A 16,098-nucleotide genomic window follows, 5' to 3' on the forward strand; every position below is an offset into this window, starting at 1 on the left:
TTCCTCGGGCCGGGCGCGCCCCCGGTCAACAGGGGGCGGGCGTCCAGGCGTACGCGGCCAGCGGCTCGTCGAGCGGCGCCTCGGTGAGCCGGTTGGCGAACGTGGAGATCGTGTACGTGCCGACGCCGAGCACCACGTCCAGCGCGTGCCGGGGCTGCCATCCGGCGGCGAGCAGCGCGTCCAGGTCGGCGTCGGGGACCGCGCCCCGGTGGTCGAGGACCGCGACGGTGAAGCGGCGCAGCGCCTCCAGCCGGGGGTCGGGCAGCGCCGCACCGGCACGCAGCGCCTCGATCAGCTCGGGCACGGCGGCGTGCCGGACGAGCGTCGCGGTGTGCATGGCCACGCAGAGGTGGCAGCCGTTGCGGGTGGCGACCGTCAGCACGACCACCTCGCGGGCGACCGGGTCGAGGTCGGTGGCCTCGAACGCGGCGTTCGCGGCGAGGAAGCCCTTGAGCAGTTCGGGCGAGCCGGCCATCAGGCCGACGGCGGCGGGCAGGTGGCCCAGTGTGCGGCGTACCCCGGCCATGACCGGGCGGGCGGCGGCGGGCGCGGTCTCCGGCTCGTACGTGGTGAAGCGGGACATCACAGGGCCCCTCTCGTAAGATAGTCAACGTGGTTGACGAAATAGTAAACGTGGTTGTCGAACATGGCAACGCCTGACCGCCCCGGCTTCGCGCTGCCGCTGCTCCTGCTCGCCGGCTTCCGTGCGCTGATCGACGACCTGCACGCCGAGCTGGCCCGCCAGGGGCACCCCGAGCTGCGCCCCGCCCACGGCTTCGTCCTCCAGGCCGTCGGCCCCTCCGGCACCACCGCCTCCGACCTCGGGCAACGCCTCGGCGTCTCCAAGCAGGCAGCGGGCAAGACGGTGGACCGGCTGGTCGCGCTCGGCTACCTGGACCGCGTGGACGACCCCGCCGACGCCCGCCGCAAACTGGTCCGGATGACCGCGAAGGGCCACGACGGGCTGCACCGCTCGGCGGTCGTCTTCGACGAACTACGCGACCGCTGGGCGGCCACGCTCGGCGCGGACCGGGTCGACGCCATCGAGGACGACCTGCGCCGGATGGTCCCCGCCGACGTGTTCCGCCTCGACGTCCCCGGCTGGCTCGGCGGATGACTTCGTCACTGACAGCTTCGCCGTCGGCGGTTCATCATCGGCGGATGGATGACGCATACGTGGTGGGTGACCCCGACGGCCTCAGCCCGCTCCAGGCCGAGATCCGCGACGCGGTGGCCCGCGAGCTGCACGCCCAGTTCGCGCTCCGGGCGGACCGCCTCGAACTGGCCGACCTGCCCGAGGTGGCCTACCAGATCACGCGCCGGGTGGACGAGGTGCTGACCGCGCGCCCGGCCACTACACCCCGGCGTACGAGTGCAGACCGGTGAAGAAGAAGTTCACGCCGAACAGGTTCATCATCACGGTCAGGAAGCCCACGATGGAGATCCAGGTGGCCACGTTGCGCTTCACGCTCGGCGTGGCCCGGGCGTGCAGGTAGCCCGCGTACACCACCCAGGAGATGAACGCCCAGGTCTCCTTCGGGTCCCAGCCCCAGGCACGACCCCAGGCCGCCTCGGCCCAGATCGCCCCCGCGATCACCGCGAAGGTGAAGATCGGGAACGAGAAGGCGTGCAGCATGAAGGTCAGCCGCTCCAGCCCGGCCGCCTCCGGGAGGCGGCGGGCCAGGGTGTACGGGAAGCTGCGCCGCCCCTGCTCCCAGCCGGACCGCATCAGGTACGCGGCGGCGGGCACCACGCCCAGCAGGAAGATGCCCGAGGCGAAGATGATCGTCGAGACGTGGATGATGAACCACCACGACTGCAGCGCCGGCATCAGCGGCTCGATCGGCACGTAGAGCTTCAGCTCGGCGAAGGCCAGCAGCAGCACCATGACCAGCGTCAGGAACAGCCCGAGCCGGCGCAGCCACGGCTGCTTCCAGAGCACCACGAGCCAGGCCGCCACACCGATCCAGGTGCCGGTCAGCACGAACTCGTACATGTTGCCCCAGGGCATCCGGTCGGCGGCGAGGCCCCGGGTGACCACGGCGCCCAGGTGCACGGCGGCTGCCAGCACGGCGAGCCAGGCGGCGATCCGGCCGGCCAGCACGGCCCGCGCGCCGGTGCGGTCCGGGCGCGGCGGCGTCGCCGCGACGGCCGGCTCGTCGAGCGTGCCGCCGGCTCCGCCGACACCCGCGCCGACCAGCTCCCGCGCCGGCGCGGCCGCGGACACCTTCCGCGCGTTGCCCAGCGCGAACTCCACCGCGTGGCTGATCATCGCGATCAGGTACGCCAGGATCGCGAACGCGACCAGCTGGTCGGAGAGTGCGGACATCAGTCGTCTCCTTCTCGCGCCCGCCGCGCGTCCGGCGCGTCGCCGCTCACCGCGGCGACGAGCTGCGCGAACTCGTCGGCGAACCCAGGGTGCTCGGTGCGCGGCAGCCCACCGGCCTCCACCAAACTACTACCGCTCGTCGGAGATCCGCCCTCGGGGGGCGAAACCCGGAACCAGACCCGGCGCCGCCGGGCGAACAGCGAGCCCATCAGGCCCAGCAGCAGCGTGCCGCTCGCCACCAGCAGCAACGTCTGCCCGGGCGCATGCCGGACCGCAAGCGTGATGTACGGCTTGGTGCCGACGAACTCCAGCGTGCTGCCGTCGTCCAGGGTCCACTTCTCCCCCGGCCGCAGCAGCTTGGTGCCGATCTCCTTGAGCTTGCCGTCGTCGATCTGCCGCCGGTCCAGCGCGTAGACCGAGCCGGGGATGCCGGCGTCCAGCCCGAGGTTGCCCCGGTACGCGGTCAGGTTCACCGCCGGGTTCCGCTCGGCCGGGTACTGCGACGAGACGTACGGCGCGCTCTCCGGCGCGGTCGGCAGATAGAGCCCGTCGAAGGCGATCTGCTGGTCCGGGGCCCGCGCGCCGGTCTTCGGGTCGACGTTGGCGTCCGGGAAGATCGCCACGCCCTCCTCGGTCGCGTTGGAGTCGCCGGTGCGCAGGAACGGTGCCTCGCTGGTCTGGCTGCGGCCGTACTTGTCGGTGTACTTCAGCAGCGGCGCGTAGCCGTTGCCGAGCAGGTAGACGTTCGCCGAGCCGAGCCGCAGCGGCGAGTTGACCGAGAACCCGGCGGTCCGTTCCGCGCCGCCCGGCTCGTCCACTGTCACCGTGGCCCAGTAGCGGGAGGCCAGCCCGGACGGCAGGTAGTCGGCCTCGAACTTCTCCAGCGTCAGGCAGAACGGCGGCAGGTCGGAGCTGTCCACGCGCGGGCCGAGCGACGCCTCGGCGTACTGCTGGCGGGTGTTGCAGAAGGCGTTGTCCTCGCCGGCCACCAGGATGCGGTTGCCGTGCCATCCGTACCAGGAACCGAGCGCCACCCCGAGCAGGACGGCTACCAGCGACACGTGGAAGAGCAGGTTGCCGGTCTCCTTGAGGTAGCCCTTCTCGGCGGAGACCTCGTTGCCGCGCACGGTGACCCGCCACCGGCGGCGGCGCAGCACCGCCGCGATCGCCTCGGGGTCGGCGGCGGCGGGGGCCTCCAGCACCGCGTGCTGCGGCAGCCGGTCGAACCGCTTCGGCGCGGCCGGTGGCCTCATCCGCAGCGCGCGGACGTGGTCGCGGGCGCGGGGCAGGATGCAGCCGATCAACGAGGTGAACAGCAGCAGGTAGATCGCGGAGAACCAGACCGAGCCGAAGACCTCGAACGCGCCGATCTGGTTCAGCCGGGGCGCGAGGTCGGGGTGGTCGACGAACCACTGGTTGACGCGTTCCGGGTTGACGCCGCGCTGGGGCAGCACCGAGCCCGGGATGGCCGCGATGGCGAGCAGGAACAGCAGGATCAGCGCCGTCCGCATGCTGGTGAGCTGCCGCCACGAGTTGCGCAGCAGGGCCAGCACCGGGTTGACCCGCCGCCGGGGCGCCTGCGCGGGGGTCGACGGCCGGTCGTCGACGGTCGTCATCAGATGCTCACCTCGCCCACGCCCACGTTCGTCTGCAACCAGATCACCACGTTCACCCAGCCGCCGGTGATCAGCGCCAGGCCGATCGCGATCAGCAGCGCGCCGCCGATCCGGGTCACCCAGCGGCTGTTGCGCCGGACGGCGCGGAACACCCCGAGCAGGCGCTGGAAGCCCAGCCCGAAGACGACGAACGGTATCCCCAGCCCGAGGCAGTACGCCACGGCGAGCACCACGGCCCGGTCGGTCCCGCCCTCGGTGGCCGCCATGCCGAGCACCGCGCCGAGCGTCGGGCCGGTGCAGGGCAGCCAGCTCAGCGCGAAGACCGCGCCGAGCACCGGTGCGCCGAGCAGCCCGGCGGAGGGCAGCCAGCGGATGCGGAACTCCCGCTGCATCCCGGGGATCACCCCGAGGTAGCCGAGCCCGAGCACCACCACGAGCGCGCCGATGACGATCTCCAGCGTGCGCTCGTACCGGAAGAAGAGCTTGCCGACGCCGGAGAAGAGGATCGCGGTGGCGACGAACACGACGGTGAAGCCCGCGATGAACAGCAGCGTGCCGGCGAGCACCCGGCCCTTGACGGCGGCGGTGGTCCGGGCCTGCGTCCGTTCCGCCACGGCGACGCCGCCCCCGGTCGGCGTTGGGTCCGGCGACTGCGGCGGGGCCGGGCGGCGGCCCTCCAGGTCGGTGCCGGCCAGGCCGGTCACGTACGACAGGTAACCGGGCATCAGCGGGAGCACGCACGGCGACAGGAAGCTGACCAGTCCGGCCAGGGCGGCCGCGCCGACCGCGAGCAGCAGCGGGCCGGACTCGGCGAGCTGGCGGAACGTCTCGCCCATCAGCGGGAGCCGTTCGGCGGCGGCGACTCGGCGGCGATGTCCTCGACGATCGGCCGCAGCTCGTCCCGGGTGACGGCCCGGCGGATCACCACGGCGATCCGGCCCTCGCGGTCGAGCACGACGGTGGCCGGGGTGGTGTTCGGCGGGATGTCGAAGTTCAGCGCCTGCCGGCTGGCCGGGTCGAAGATGCTCGGGTACGTGACCCGGCCCTCCTCGAAGGCGATCGCCTTGTCCTTGCTGTCCTGCACGTTGATGCCGAGGAACGTCACGCCGGAGCCCTTGGTGGCCTGGTAGGTGGCCTCCAGGTCGTCCGCCTCGGCCCGGCAGGGCGCGCACCAGGAACCCCAGAAGTTGACCACGACGACCTGCCCGCGGTCGCGGGAGATGTCGTAGCTGCCGCCGGTGAGCAGCTCACCGCTCACCTTCGGCGTCTTGGACCGCTGGTCGGGGGCGCAGGTGACGGTGGAGCCGTCGGCCGCGCACCGGCTCTCCTGGCTGCCGGAGGAGCAGCCGACCAGCGCCGTACCGGCGGTCACGGCGGCGAGCAGGGCGGCGGCGAGCCTCCGGGTGAGCATCAGGCCCCCTTGGCCGTCCGGGCGGTCGGCGAGATCGACACGAGGTGGGCCGCCGGCTCGGAGTACCCGATGCCGACGATCTTGGCGCCGTCGAAGTGGAACGAGGTGAGGCTGGCCAGGCCGCACTGGCGGCGGCGCGGGTCGTGCCAGAGGCGCTTGCGCTCGACGTGCCGGCGCAGCGTCCAGATCGGGAGCTGGTGCGACACGAGCACCGCCTCCCGCCCCTCGGCGGCGACCCGGGCGGCGTGCAGCGCGGCGAACATGCGCTCGGCGATGGCCCGGTACGCCTCGCCCCAGGACGGGGTCACCGGGTCGCGCAGCACCCACCAGTTGCGCGGGTCGCGGAACGATCCGTCACCCGGCGAGACCTTCTTGCCCTCGAACCAGTTCGCGCTCTCGATCAGGCGCTCGTCGACGCCGACGGAGAGGCCGAACTGCGCCGCGATCGGCTCGGCGGTCTGCTGGGCGCGCTCCAGCGGGCTGGCCACCACGTGCACGACGGTCCGGTCGGCGAGCGCCTGCGCCGCCGCCTTGGCCATCTGCACGCCCAGCTCGGAGAGGCGGAACCCGGGCAGGCGGCCGTAGAGGATGCCGTCCGGGTTGTGCACCTCGCCGTGCCGCAGCACGTGCACCACGGTCTCCGCCATTTGGTTACCCCCCGTGTCCTGCCGCTGCCGCCGCCCGCGCCGCGACCGGAAGGGCGGCGGCGATCTGCTCCCACGCGGTGTCGTCGATCGCGGTCGAGACGAACCACGACTCGAACGCGCTCGGCGGCAGGTAGACGCCGGCGGCGAGCATCGCGTGGAAGAACGCCTTGAACGCCGGCACCACCTGGGTGCGGGCGCTGTCGTAGTCGTGCACGTCCGCGTCGGTGAAGAAGACCGAGAACATGTTGCCCGCGGTGGAGAGGCGGTGCGGCACGCCGGCCGCGGACAGCGCCTCGGTGGTGAGCTTGCCCAGCGCGGCGGCGGTCTCGTCGAGCCGCCGGTAGAGCGCGTCGTCGGCCAGCCGCAGCGTGGCCAGCCCGGCCGCGCAGGCCAGCGGGTTACCGGAGAGCGTGCCGGCCTGGTAGACCGGGCCGGCCGGGGCGAGCTTCGCCATGATCTCCGCGCGCCCGCCGAACGCCGCGGCGGGCAGGCCGCCACCCATGACCTTCCCGTACGTCCACAGGTCCGCGTCCGAGGGGTCGAGGCCGTGCCATCCGGCGCGGGACACCCGGAACCCGGTCATCACCTCGTCGACGATGAGCAGCGCGCCGTTCGCGTGGGCGATCCGGGCCAGCTCGGAGTTGAAGCCGTCGCGGGGCGCGATCACGCCCATGTTGCCGGCTGCGGCCTCGGTGATGATCGCGGCGATGTGCTGCCCCTCGGCGGCGAACGCCTCCTCGACCGCGCGCAGGTCGTTGTACGGCAGCACGATCGTGTCGCCGGCCGCCGCGCCGGTCACGCCGGGCGAGTCGGGCAGGCCGAACGTGGCCACGCCGGAGCCGGCGGCGGCGAGCAGCGCGTCCGAGTGGCCGTGGTAGCAGCCGGAGAACTTGATGATCTTGGAGCGGCCGGTGAAGCCGCGGGCCAGCCGGATCGCCGACATGGTCGCCTCGGTGCCGGAGTTGACCAGGCGGACCTGCTCCACCGGCGTCCGCGCGATGATCTCCTCGGCCAGGTCGACCTCACCCGGCGTCGGCGTGCCGAAGCTGGTGCCGAGCGCCGCCGCCTCACGCAGCGCCTCCACCACCGCCGGGTGCGCGTGGCCGAGGATCAGCGGGCCCCAGGAGCAGACCAGGTCGACGTAGCGACGACCGTCGGCGTCGAAGAGCCACGGACCCTCCCCCCGGACCATGAAGCGCGGGGTGCCGCCGACGGCACGGAACGCGCGCACGGGAGAGTTGACCCCGCCGGGCACGACGGCCTTGGCGCGGTCGAACAGGGCCTCGGAGGCCGGAGCGTCGGCCGGGTAGCGGCCGGATCCGGCGGAATGCGTCTCGGTCACGATGGGGCCATTGTGTCAGCGCCGGAGTGCTGCCTGGCAGGCACCCCGCGACGGGGGTAACCAGGCTCACCCGCGTGAGCGGCGCGACGGCCGACGGCGATCCGCTCGACAGGCCCGTCGGTCGAGATCGCGATAGGCTGACCGGGTGGATCGTGCCGAACTGTCCATCACCGTACACCGGACGGGTGACGAAGCCGTGCTTCGCCTGGCCGGTGAGATCGACATGCTCACGGCCGCCCAGCTCTCGACGGTGGTCAACGAGGTGCTGGCGGATCCGCCCCCGCGCATCGTGCTCGACCTGGCCGGGGTCACGTTCTGCGACTCGCAGGGCCTCGGCACGCTCGTGGTGCTCAGCCGCAAGGCCAGTCACACCCAGTGCCTGCTGATGCTCACCAACGTCGGTGACTTCCTGATCCGCGTCCTGGACATCACCGGCCTCCGCAGCGCCCTGATGATCCGCAACGAAGCCACCCCCTGACCTCGGCCCCCTCCCCCGCGATCTTGCACTAGCGGCCCTCGACTGGGGTGATTCACCCCTTTCGCCGGGGCCACAAGTGCAAGATCAACGCTGTTAGAGGACGGGGATGTCGCGGCGGCGGAACGTCAGCAGGCCGGCTGTGGCCAGGGTCACCGCCAGGGCCGTCAGCACGTAGAGCGGGGTGGGGGTCCAGGCGTCGCGCAGCACCTGCGGGGTGTGCGTGAACGGGGACACGTCCAGCAGCCACTGGTCCAGCTCCAGCACGGCGCCGAGCTGCCCGAGCAGCACGCAGACCGCCAGCACCACCCAAGCGGCGGACGCGAGCCGGGGCAGCAGGCCGTAGAGCAGCACGGCGAGCCCGGCCAGCACCCACGCGGCCGGCACCTGGGCCAGGCCGGCGGCGAACATCCGGCCCAGTTGGCGGGGCACGTCACCGGTGCTCAACCCGTACGTCAGGCCGGTCGTCAGCCCGGTCACCGCGAGCACCACCACCGGGCCGAGCAGCGCGAACGCCACGTGCGACAGCAGCCAGGTCGAGCGCCGCGTCCCGGTGGCGAGCACCGGTTCGGCGTGCCCGGCCGACTCCTCGGCGCGCATCCGCAGCGCGGCCTGGATGCCGTACCCGGCGGCGGCCAGACCGGCCAGGCTCAGCGTGACCCCCAGGTACGCGTCGGCCATCCCGGACGCCCCGCCGAGCCGGGCCACGATCTCCTCCATCCGCGGACTCCCCTCGACCGACCGGCCGGCCGCCTCGGCCGCACCACCGAGGATCAGCCCGAGCAGGCCGAACCCGACCGACCACCAGAGGATCTGCCCCCGGTGCAGCCGCCAGGCCAGCCCGAACGGACCGGACAGGGCGCCGCCCGCAGTGGCCGGGCCGAGCCGGGGCGGCAGCACGCCCGCGCCCAGGTCGCGGCGGACCGAGATCGGGTACGCGAGCGCGGCGAGCAGCACCGTGGCGGCAAGCGGCAGCAGCAGCACCCACCACCGCTCCCCCTCGTACGGCCGGACGCGGGCGCCCCAGCCCAGCGGGGACAGCCAGCTCGGCCAGTCGTTGCCGGCGGTGTCCCCGGCCAGGCGCAGCCCGAACGCGGCGCCGAGACCGGCGAGGCCGATTCCCCGCGCCCCGCCGGCGGTCTCGGTGAGCTGGGCGGCCAGCCCGCCGAGCGTCGCGAAGACCACGCCGGTCAGCACGGTGACCAGCCCGTACGCGACCGATCCGCCCACCGGCAGCCCGGTCGAGACCAGGCCGGCGGCGGTGAGCAACCCGAGCACCAGCCCGGCCGCGTACGTGACGAGCAGCGCGGCGGTCAGCCCGGCGTGCCGCCCGAGCACGCTGCCGCCGAGCAGTTCTCGCCGCCCGGCCTCCTCCTCGGTGCGGGTGTGCCGGATGACCGTGAGCAGGCTCGCCAGCGCGACGATGAGCAGCAGGAAGCCGCTGCGCTGGGCGGTCAGCCCGCCGATGCTGTCGCCGTACGCCGGGCCGAGCAGCGCGACGATCGACGGGTTGCGGGCGGTGCCCTCCAGGTACGCGGCCCGCTCGGCGGCGGTCGGGAACAGCCCGGCGAAGCTGGCCGCGTACGTCATCGGCAGCACCGCGAGGATCAGCACCCACAGCGGCAGCAGGAGGCGGTCCCGGCGCAGGATCAGCCGGACCAGGTGACGGGTGCCGGTGAGCGCACTCATGACCGGTCCGCCGTCTCGGAACGCGCCACGTCGGAGGAGGGCGCCGTCTCGTAGTGCCGCAGGAACAGTTCCTCCAGCGTGGGCGGCGTGCTGACCAAACTGCGTACCCCCAGCTCGGTGAGCCGGCGCAGCGCGGCGTCGAGCGACGCGGTGTCCACGTCGAAGCGGACCCGCTGCCCGTCCACCCGCAGGTCGTGCACGCCGGGCAGGTCGGCCAGGCCGTCCAGCGGCGCGGCGACCTCGGCGTCGATCGCGGTGCGGTGCAGGTGGCGCAGGTCGCCGAGCGTGCCGGACTCCACCGTCCGGCCGGCCCGGATGATCGTCACCCGGTCGCAGAGCGCCTCCACCTCGGCAAGGATGTGGCTGGACAGCAGCACCGTGCGCCCGTCCTGCCGGGCCCGGCGGACCCAGTGCTGGAAGACCTCCTCCATCAGCGGGTCGAGCCCGGAGGTCGGCTCGTCGAGGATGAGCAACTCGACGTCGGAGGCGAGCGCGGCGACCAGGCCGACCTTCTGCCGGTTGCCCTTGGAGTAGGTGCGCCCCTTCTTGCGCGGGTCCAGCTCGAACGACTCCAGCAGCTCGGCACGGCGGGTCGGGTCGAGCCCGCCGCGCAGCCGGCCGAGCAGGTCGATCACCTCGCCGCCGCTGAGGTTGGGCCAGAGCGTGACGTCGCCGGGGACATAAGCGAGGCGGCGGTGCAGCGCCACCGCGTCGCGCCAGGGGTCGCCGCCCAGCAGCCGGACGGCCCCCGCGTCCGCCCGCAGCAGGCCGAGCAGCACCCGGATGGTGGTCGACTTGCCGGAGCCGTTCGGGCCCAGGAAGCCGTGCACCTCTCCGGTGCGGACGGTCAGGTCGAGCCCGTCGAGAGCCCGTGTGCGGCCGAAGGTCTTCACCAGGCCGGACACATCGATTGCCGTTTCCATACTTCAGAAGCTACGCTCGTTTCACAAACTTGTGAAGACTGTAGGGTCACGGGGTGAGCGTCGAGGAGCCGACCATGAACGTGCCGCCCCACCACGACGAGGAAGAGGTCCACCTCTTCGTCGAGCGGATGGCGATGGCCTTCGCCGACGTGGGCTTCCCCCGGATGGCCGCCCGGGTCCTGTTCACCGTCATGAGCGCCGACGACCCGCTCACCGCGGGTGAGATCGCCGAGCGGCTCGGCGTCAGCGCGGCGGCCGTCAGCGGCGCGGTGCGCTACCTGACCCAGTTCGCCATGCTGGTCCGCGAGCCGGTCAAGGGCTCCCGGCGCGACCGCTACCGGATGCCCGACAACCCGTGGTACGAGGCGACGATCACCAAGACCACGATCTACAAGAACTTCATCGACATCGCCGCCGGCGGGGTCGACGCACTGCGCGGCCGGAGCACCCCGGCCGGCGAGCGGGTCACCGAGATGCGCGACTTCTTCCTCTTCGTACAGGAGGAACTGGAATCGCTCGGCGACCGCTGGCGGGCCCGGCGGGCCGCGACCGGGCACGGCGGCCCGGCCGGCGGCTGAACCGTCAGCGGGTGTTGCCCCAGCGCGCCTGCTCCAGCAGCTCCACCGCGCGGTCCCGGGCCGACGGGTCGTCGTCGGCGCGCAGCAGCGCTGTCGCCTCGTCCACCGCGTCGGTCAGGTGCCGCCACTGGAGATCCCGCTCCCGCACCAGGTCCGACTGGGCGGCGAGCTGCCGCGTCTTCACCCACAGGTCGACGAAGACGGTCACCTTCGCCCGCAGCACCCACGGATCGAACGGCTTGGTCAGGTAGTCGACCGCGCCGGCCGCGTAGCCGCGCAGCGCGAGCTGCGCGTCCTTGTCCGCGGCGGTCAGGAAGATGATCGGTACGTGCCGGGTGCGCTCACGCCGCTTGATGTGGGTGGCCGTCTCGAAGCCGTCCATGTCCGGCATCTGGGCGTCCAGCAGGATCACCGCGAAGTCGTCCACCAGGAGCTGTTTGAGCGCCGCCTCGCCGCTCTCCACCGCGACCGACTGCACCGGGAGACCCTGGAGGATCGCCTCCAGCGCCATCAGGTTCTCCCGCCGGTCGTCCACCAGCAGGGCCTTGGCCGTCTGCGTCACGCGTTCTCCTCGCCTCGGCTCCGGCCGATCCAGGACGCCATCAGTTCGATCAGCTCGTCCAGGTCCACCGGCTTGGTGATGTAGTCGCTGCCGCCGGCGCCGAGCGCCGACTCCCGGTCACCGGGCATCGCCTTCGCGGTCAGGAAGACGATCGGCAGGTCCGCGAACCGGTGGTTGCGGCGGATCTGCGCGGTCGTCTCGTACCCGTCCTGGTCCGGCATCATGGCGTCCATCAGGACGATGTCCACCTCCGGGTGCTCGGCGAGCTGGCGGACGCCGTCCGCCCCGTTGTCCGAGTACAACACGGTCATCCCGTGCAGTTCCAACGCGGACGTCAGCGCGAACACGTTCCGCACGTCGTCGTCGATGATCAGCACTGTCACGCCGTCCAGGCGCCGGGTCGCGGGCGTCTCCTGCGGCTGCGGCAGCTCCATCGGCATGAGCAGCGAAGACGGCAGGCCCGCGCGGCTCGGCGACGGTGGCGCCGGCGCCACCACCGCGTCCGGCGCCAGCACATCGGGTACGAAGAGAGTGAACGTCGAACCCTGACCGGGCGCGGACGAGACGGTGATCGTGCCACCGAGCAGGCGGGCCAGATCCCGGCTGATGGACAGCCCGAGGCCGGTGCCGCCGTAGCGGCGGCTGGTGGTGCCGTCCGCCTGCTGGAACGCCTCGAAGATCAGCGACAGCTTGTCGTCGGAGATCCCGATGCCGGTGTCGATCACGGTGAACGCGATCACCCGCTGCGCGTTCGTCAGCGCCGGCACGTCGAAGACGGCGTTCTCGGCCGCCGGGCCGATCCGCAGCGTCACGGCGCCGTTGTCGGTGAACTTCACCGCGTTGGACAGCAGGTTGCGCAGGATCTGCTGCAACCGCTGGGCGTCGGTGACCAGCGCGGGCGGCAGGTCTTGGCTCACCCGTACCTGGAAGTCCAGGCCCTTCTCCTCGGCCTGCGGCGCGAACGCCTGCTCCACGTAACCGCGGATCTCGGCGAACTGGATCTCGGTGGGCTCCACGTCCATCCGGCCCGCCTCGATCTTGGACAGGTCGAGGATGTCGTCGATCAGCGACAGCAGGTCGGACCCGGCCCCGTGGATGGTCCGGGCGAACTCGATCTGCTTCGCGCTGAGGTTGCGCTCCGGGTTCTCGGCGAGCAGCCGAGCCAGCAGGAGCAGCGAGTTCAGCGGCGTACGCAGCTCGTGGCTCATGTTCGCCAGGAACTCCGACTTGTACGCCGACGCGCGGGTGAGCTGCTGCGCCTTCTCCTCCAGGCCGAGGCGGGCCAGCTCGATCTCCCGGTTCTGCGTCTCGATGTTGGCCTTCTGCTCGGACAGGAGCTTCGCCTTGTCCTCCAGCTCCGCGTTGGTGCGCTGCAACTCGGCCGACTGGTCCTGCATCTCGTGCGCCAGCCGCTGCGACTGCGCCAGCAGCTCCTCCGTACGCCGGTTGGCCTGGATGGTGTTGACCGCGACGCCGATGGTGAGCACCAGCCGCTCCAGGAACGCCAGGTGCAGCTCGGAGAACGTGGCCACGCCGGCGAACTCGATCACACCGAGCAGCTCGCCCTCGAACTGGACCGGCAGCACCACCAGGTCGGCCGGGGGCGTGTCGGCCAGCCCGGACCGTACGACGAGGCGCCCGTCCGGCTGCGCCTTGACCCGGATCGTCCGGCGCGACAGGGCGGCCTGCCCGACCAGCCCCTCACCCGGGCCGAACGTGACGTCGTGGCCGCGTGCCACGTACCCGTAGGAGGCGGTGAGCCGCAGCCGCATGCTGCCCTCGGAGCTGTCCGCCAGGAAGAACGCGCCGAGTTGCGCGTCCACCAGCGGGGTCACCTCCTGCATGATCATGCGGCAGACCTCGCCCAGGTCGCGCTGGCCCTGGAGCAGACCGCCGATCCGGGCCAGGTTCGAGTCCAGCCAGCCCTGCTCGGCGTTCTTCTTGGTCGTCTCCCGGAGGGTGACGATCATCTGGTTGATGTTGTCCTTCAGCTCGGCGACCTCGCCCTGCGCCTTCACGTTGATCCGCTGGGTCAGGTCGCCGCGGGTCACCGACGTGGAGACCTGCGCGATGGCGCGCAACTGCGTGGTCAGGGTGGAGGCGAGCTGGTTGACGTTCTCGGTGAGGTCGCGCCACGTACCGGAGACGCCCTTGACCTGGGCCTGACCGCCCAGCTTGCCCTCGGTGCCCACCTCACGGGCCACGCGGGTGACCTCGTCGGCGAACGAGGAGAGCTGGTCGACCATCGTGTTGACTGTGTTCTTCAGCTCCAGGATCTCGCCCTGCGCGTCGACTGTGATCTTCTGGCCCAGGTCGCCGTTCGCCACGGCGGTGGTGACCGACGCGATGTTCCGCACCTGGCTGGTCAGGTTCGACGCCATCGAGTTCACGTTGTCGGTCAGGTCACGCCACGTACCCGAGACGCCCTTGACCTGGGCCTGACCACCCAGCTTGCCCTCGGTACCCACCTCACGGGCCACGCGCGTGACCTCGTCGGCGAACGACGACAACTGGTCGACCATCGTGTTGACGGTGGACTTCAGCTCCAGGATCTCGCCCCGGGCGTCCACTGTGATCTTCTGCGACAGGTCACCCTTGGCGACGGCGGTCGACACCTGCGCGATGTTTCGCACCTGCGCGGTCAGGTTCGACGCCATCGAGTTCACGTTGTCGGTCAGGTCGCGCCAGGTGCCGGCGACACCGCGCACCTGCGCCTGGCCGCCCAGCTTGCCCTCGGTGCCCACCTCGCGGGCCACGCGCGTGACCTCGTCGGCGAACGACGAGAGCTGGTCCACCATCGTGTTGACAGTGGACTTCAGCTCCAGGATCTCGCCCCGGGCGTCCACAGTGATCTTCTGCGACAGGTCACCCTTCGCCACAGCGGTGGTGACCGACGCGATGTTCCGCACCTGGCTGGTCAGGTTCGACGCCATCGAGTTCACGTTGTCGGTCAGGTCACGCCACGTACCCGAGACGCCCTTGACCTGGGCCTGACCACCCAGCTTGCCCTCGGTACCCACCTCACGCGCCACCCGCGTGACCTCGTCGGCGAACGACGAGAGCTGGTCCACCATCGTGTTTACGGTGTTCTTCAGCTCCAGGATCTCGCCCTGCGCGTCCACGGTGATCTTCTGACCCAGGTCGCCCTTGGCGACAGCCGTGGAGACCTGGGAGATGTTGCGGACCTGGCTGGTCAGGTTGCCGGCGAGCTGGTTGACGTTCTCGGTGAGGTCGCGCCAGGTGCCGGAGACGCCGCGCACCTGCGCCTGGCCACCCAGCTTGCCCTCGATGCCCACCTCACGGGCCACCCGCGTCACCTCGTCGGCGAACGACGAGAGCTGGTCCACCATCGTGTTCACGGTGTCCTTCAGCTCCAGGATCTCGCCCTGGGCGGCCACCGTGATCTTCTGCGACAGGTCACCCTTGGCGACAGCGGTCGACACCTGGGCGATGTTGCGCACCTGCGCGGTCAGGTTCGACGCCATCGAGTTGACGTTGTCGGTCAGGTCCTTCCAGGTGCCCGCCACGCCCGGCACCTCGGCCTGGCCGCCCAGCTTGCCCTCGGTGCCCACCTCGCGGGCCACCCGGGTCACCTGCTCGGCGAACAGCCGCAGCGTGTCGGTGAGCGAGTTCATCGTGTCGGCCAGCTCGGCCACCTCGCCGCGCGCCCCGACCGTGATCTTCTGCGACAGGTCGCCCTTCGCGACGGCCGTCGCCACCTGGGAGATCGACCGCACCTGCCCGGTGAGGTTCGACGCCATGGTGTTCACCGAGTCGGTGAGGTCCTTCCAGGTGCCGGCCACCCCGCGCACGTCGGCCTGGCCGCCCAGCTTGCCCTCGGTGCCCACCTCGCGGGCCACCCGGGTCACCTCGTCGGCGAACGACGAGAGCTGGTCCACCATCGTGTTCACGGTCCGGCCGATGCGCAGGTACTCACCGCGCAGCGGACGACCGTCGATCTCCAGCGCCATGTGCTGGGACAGGTCGCCGTCGGCCACCGCCACGATGACCCGGGCGATCTCGGTCGTCGGGCGGCCCAGGTCGTCGATGAGCGAGTTGACCGCCCGCTGCCCCTCCGCCCACGAGCCGTCCAGGCCCTCGTCGTCCAGGCGTTCGGTGAGCCGCCCGTCGCGGCCGACGATCCGGCTGATCCGCCGCAGGTCCAGGTGCTGCCGTTCCTGCAACGACACCACGTCGTTGAAGGCGTCGGCGACCTCACCGGGCAGACCAGCCCGCCGGGGCAGGCGCACCCGGAGATCACCGCGCCCCACCCGGCGCAACGCCTCGACCAGTTCACCGAGGAGCACCTCGTGGTCGGACGCGGACGGGTCCGCGGTCAGCGACTGATTCACCGTGGCCATCGTTCCTCGCTCCGCTCGGGCTCGTGCGGTCACACGGGCCATCCCATCATTGTGCCGCGCGATCCGTCGAGGTCACCGCGTGTGATCGCGCGTCACGTGCGGTATCGACCCGGGTGGTGGGTTCGCCGGGACGCTTGGCACCCGGGGTGGGCGCGGTGGAGGATA

15 protein-coding genes are annotated in these 16,098 nt (G+C 71.8%); 4 read left to right on the forward strand and 11 right to left on the reverse strand.

Annotated elements, in window-relative coordinates:
• Positions 1–25: 25 nt before the first annotated feature.
• A complete protein-coding gene (locus ACN27C_RS06735; RefSeq protein WP_422750719.1) occupies positions 26–583 on the reverse strand; it encodes a carboxymuconolactone decarboxylase family protein in 558 nt (185 codons plus the stop codon).
• A 63-nt stretch (positions 584–646) separates the two neighbouring features.
• On the opposite strand from ACN27C_RS06735, the gene ACN27C_RS06740 reads away from it, so the two are divergent.
• The gene (locus tag ACN27C_RS06740) at positions 647–1,117 is read left to right on the forward strand and encodes a MarR family winged helix-turn-helix transcriptional regulator (RefSeq protein WP_422750720.1); all 471 of its coding nucleotides are present in this window, start codon (positions 647–649) and stop codon (positions 1,115–1,117) included.
• A gap of 44 nt (positions 1,118–1,161) precedes the next feature.
• A complete protein-coding gene (locus ACN27C_RS06745) occupies positions 1,162–1,386 on the forward strand; it encodes a hypothetical protein (protein WP_047891625.1) in 225 nt (74 codons plus the stop codon).
• On the opposite strand, the gene ccsB is transcribed toward ACN27C_RS06745, so the two are convergent.
• From ccsB to hemL, 6 genes are read right to left on the reverse strand one after another with little or no spacing between them, the layout of a single operon-like run.
• On the reverse strand, positions 1,355–2,329 hold the full coding sequence (gene ccsB, locus ACN27C_RS06750) for a c-type cytochrome biogenesis protein CcsB (protein WP_422750721.1): 975 nt from the start codon (positions 2,327–2,329) through the stop codon (positions 1,355–1,357). The genes ACN27C_RS06745 and ccsB overlap by 32 nt on opposite strands.
• Positions 2,329–3,945, reverse strand: coding sequence for a cytochrome c biogenesis protein ResB (gene resB / locus ACN27C_RS06755; protein ID WP_422750722.1), 1,617 nt, complete (start codon positions 3,943–3,945; stop codon positions 2,329–2,331). Before resB ends, ccsB begins: the two co-directional genes overlap by 1 nt.
• Positions 3,945–4,781 carry a cytochrome c biogenesis CcdA family protein gene (locus tag ACN27C_RS06760; RefSeq protein ID WP_120572125.1) on the reverse strand — a complete coding sequence of 279 codons (837 nt, stop codon included), beginning with the start codon at positions 4,779–4,781 and terminating at the stop codon, positions 3,945–3,947. The genes resB and ACN27C_RS06760 overlap by 1 nt, the downstream gene beginning before the upstream one ends.
• A complete protein-coding gene (locus ACN27C_RS06765; RefSeq protein ID WP_128137297.1) occupies positions 4,781–5,356 on the reverse strand; it encodes a TlpA family protein disulfide reductase in 576 nt (191 codons plus the stop codon). Before ACN27C_RS06765 ends, ACN27C_RS06760 begins: the two co-directional genes overlap by 1 nt.
• Entirely contained in the window at positions 5,356–6,003 is a 648-nt protein-coding gene (locus ACN27C_RS06770; RefSeq protein ID WP_013283542.1) for a histidine phosphatase family protein, read from the reverse strand. The genes ACN27C_RS06765 and ACN27C_RS06770 overlap by 1 nt, the downstream gene beginning before the upstream one ends.
• Before the next feature lie 4 nt (positions 6,004–6,007).
• Positions 6,008–7,345: a glutamate-1-semialdehyde 2,1-aminomutase gene (gene hemL, locus ACN27C_RS06775; protein WP_393377801.1), complete on the reverse strand. Its 1,338-nt coding sequence runs from the start codon at positions 7,343–7,345 to the stop codon at positions 6,008–6,010.
• A gap of 145 nt (positions 7,346–7,490) precedes the next feature.
• Between hemL and ACN27C_RS06780 the strand changes: the two genes are divergently transcribed.
• Positions 7,491–7,823 (forward strand): STAS domain-containing protein, encoded by a 333-nt coding sequence (locus ACN27C_RS06780; protein WP_013283540.1) that lies wholly within the window; start codon positions 7,491–7,493, stop codon positions 7,821–7,823.
• A 93-nt stretch (positions 7,824–7,916) separates the two neighbouring features.
• Here the strand turns inward: ACN27C_RS06780 and ACN27C_RS06785 are convergent, their stop codons facing one another.
• The gene (locus tag ACN27C_RS06785; protein WP_422750723.1) at positions 7,917–9,509 is read right to left on the reverse strand and encodes an ABC transporter permease; all 1,593 of its coding nucleotides are present in this window, start codon (positions 9,507–9,509) and stop codon (positions 7,917–7,919) included.
• Positions 9,506–10,432, reverse strand: coding sequence for an ABC transporter ATP-binding protein (locus tag ACN27C_RS06790; RefSeq protein ID WP_120572129.1), 927 nt, complete (start codon positions 10,430–10,432; stop codon positions 9,506–9,508). The genes ACN27C_RS06785 and ACN27C_RS06790 overlap by 4 nt, the downstream gene beginning before the upstream one ends.
• Positions 10,433–10,485: 53 nt before the next feature.
• On the opposite strand from ACN27C_RS06790, the gene ACN27C_RS06795 reads away from it, so the two are divergent.
• Positions 10,486–11,010: a GbsR/MarR family transcriptional regulator gene (locus tag ACN27C_RS06795; protein WP_422750724.1), complete on the forward strand. Its 525-nt coding sequence runs from the start codon at positions 10,486–10,488 to the stop codon at positions 11,008–11,010.
• A gap of 4 nt (positions 11,011–11,014) precedes the next feature.
• Here the strand turns inward: ACN27C_RS06795 and ACN27C_RS06800 are convergent, their stop codons facing one another.
• Together ACN27C_RS06800 and ACN27C_RS06805 are read right to left on the reverse strand one after the other, a co-directional pair.
• Positions 11,015–11,572, reverse strand: coding sequence for a response regulator (locus tag ACN27C_RS06800; protein ID WP_013473514.1), 558 nt, complete (start codon positions 11,570–11,572; stop codon positions 11,015–11,017).
• Positions 11,569–15,933 (reverse strand): HAMP domain-containing protein, encoded by a 4,365-nt coding sequence (locus tag ACN27C_RS06805; protein ID WP_013473513.1) that lies wholly within the window; start codon positions 15,931–15,933, stop codon positions 11,569–11,571. Before ACN27C_RS06805 ends, ACN27C_RS06800 begins: the two co-directional genes overlap by 4 nt.
• Positions 15,934–16,098 lie beyond the last annotated feature (165 nt).

Source organism: Micromonospora sp. WMMD1219, from assembly GCF_049315215.1.
Classification (GTDB): domain Bacteria; phylum Actinomycetota; class Actinomycetes; order Mycobacteriales; family Micromonosporaceae; genus Micromonospora; species Micromonospora tulbaghiae.

What these genes read in the sequence shown, in the direction of transcription:
- ACN27C_RS06805 (WP_013473513.1), bottom strand. Translation starts at nt 15,933, where the DNA reads ATGGCCACGGTGAATCAGTCGCTGACCGCGGACCCGTCCGCGTCCGAC.
- ACN27C_RS06790 (WP_120572129.1), bottom strand. Translation starts at nt 10,432, where the DNA reads ATGGAAACGGCAATCGATGTGTCCGGCCTGGTGAAGACCTTCGGCCGC.
- ACN27C_RS06785 (WP_422750723.1), bottom strand. Translation starts at nt 9,509, where the DNA reads ATGAGTGCGCTCACCGGCACCCGTCACCTGGTCCGGCTGATCCTGCGC.
- ACN27C_RS06740 (WP_422750720.1), top strand. Translation starts at nt 647, where the DNA reads ATGGCAACGCCTGACCGCCCCGGCTTCGCGCTGCCGCTGCTCCTGCTC.
- resB (WP_422750722.1), bottom strand. Translation starts at nt 3,945, where the DNA reads ATGACGACCGTCGACGACCGGCCGTCGACCCCCGCGCAGGCGCCCCGG.
- ACN27C_RS06760 (WP_120572125.1), bottom strand. Translation starts at nt 4,781, where the DNA reads ATGGGCGAGACGTTCCGCCAGCTCGCCGAGTCCGGCCCGCTGCTGCTC.
- ACN27C_RS06765 (WP_128137297.1), bottom strand. Translation starts at nt 5,356, where the DNA reads ATGCTCACCCGGAGGCTCGCCGCCGCCCTGCTCGCCGCCGTGACCGCC.
- ACN27C_RS06735 (WP_422750719.1), bottom strand. Translation starts at nt 583, where the DNA reads ATGTCCCGCTTCACCACGTACGAGCCGGAGACCGCGCCCGCCGCCGCC.
- ccsB (WP_422750721.1), bottom strand. Translation starts at nt 2,329, where the DNA reads ATGTCCGCACTCTCCGACCAGCTGGTCGCGTTCGCGATCCTGGCGTAC.
- ACN27C_RS06745 (WP_047891625.1), top strand. Translation starts at nt 1,162, where the DNA reads ATGGATGACGCATACGTGGTGGGTGACCCCGACGGCCTCAGCCCGCTC.
- ACN27C_RS06770 (WP_013283542.1), bottom strand. Translation starts at nt 6,003, where the DNA reads ATGGCGGAGACCGTGGTGCACGTGCTGCGGCACGGCGAGGTGCACAAC.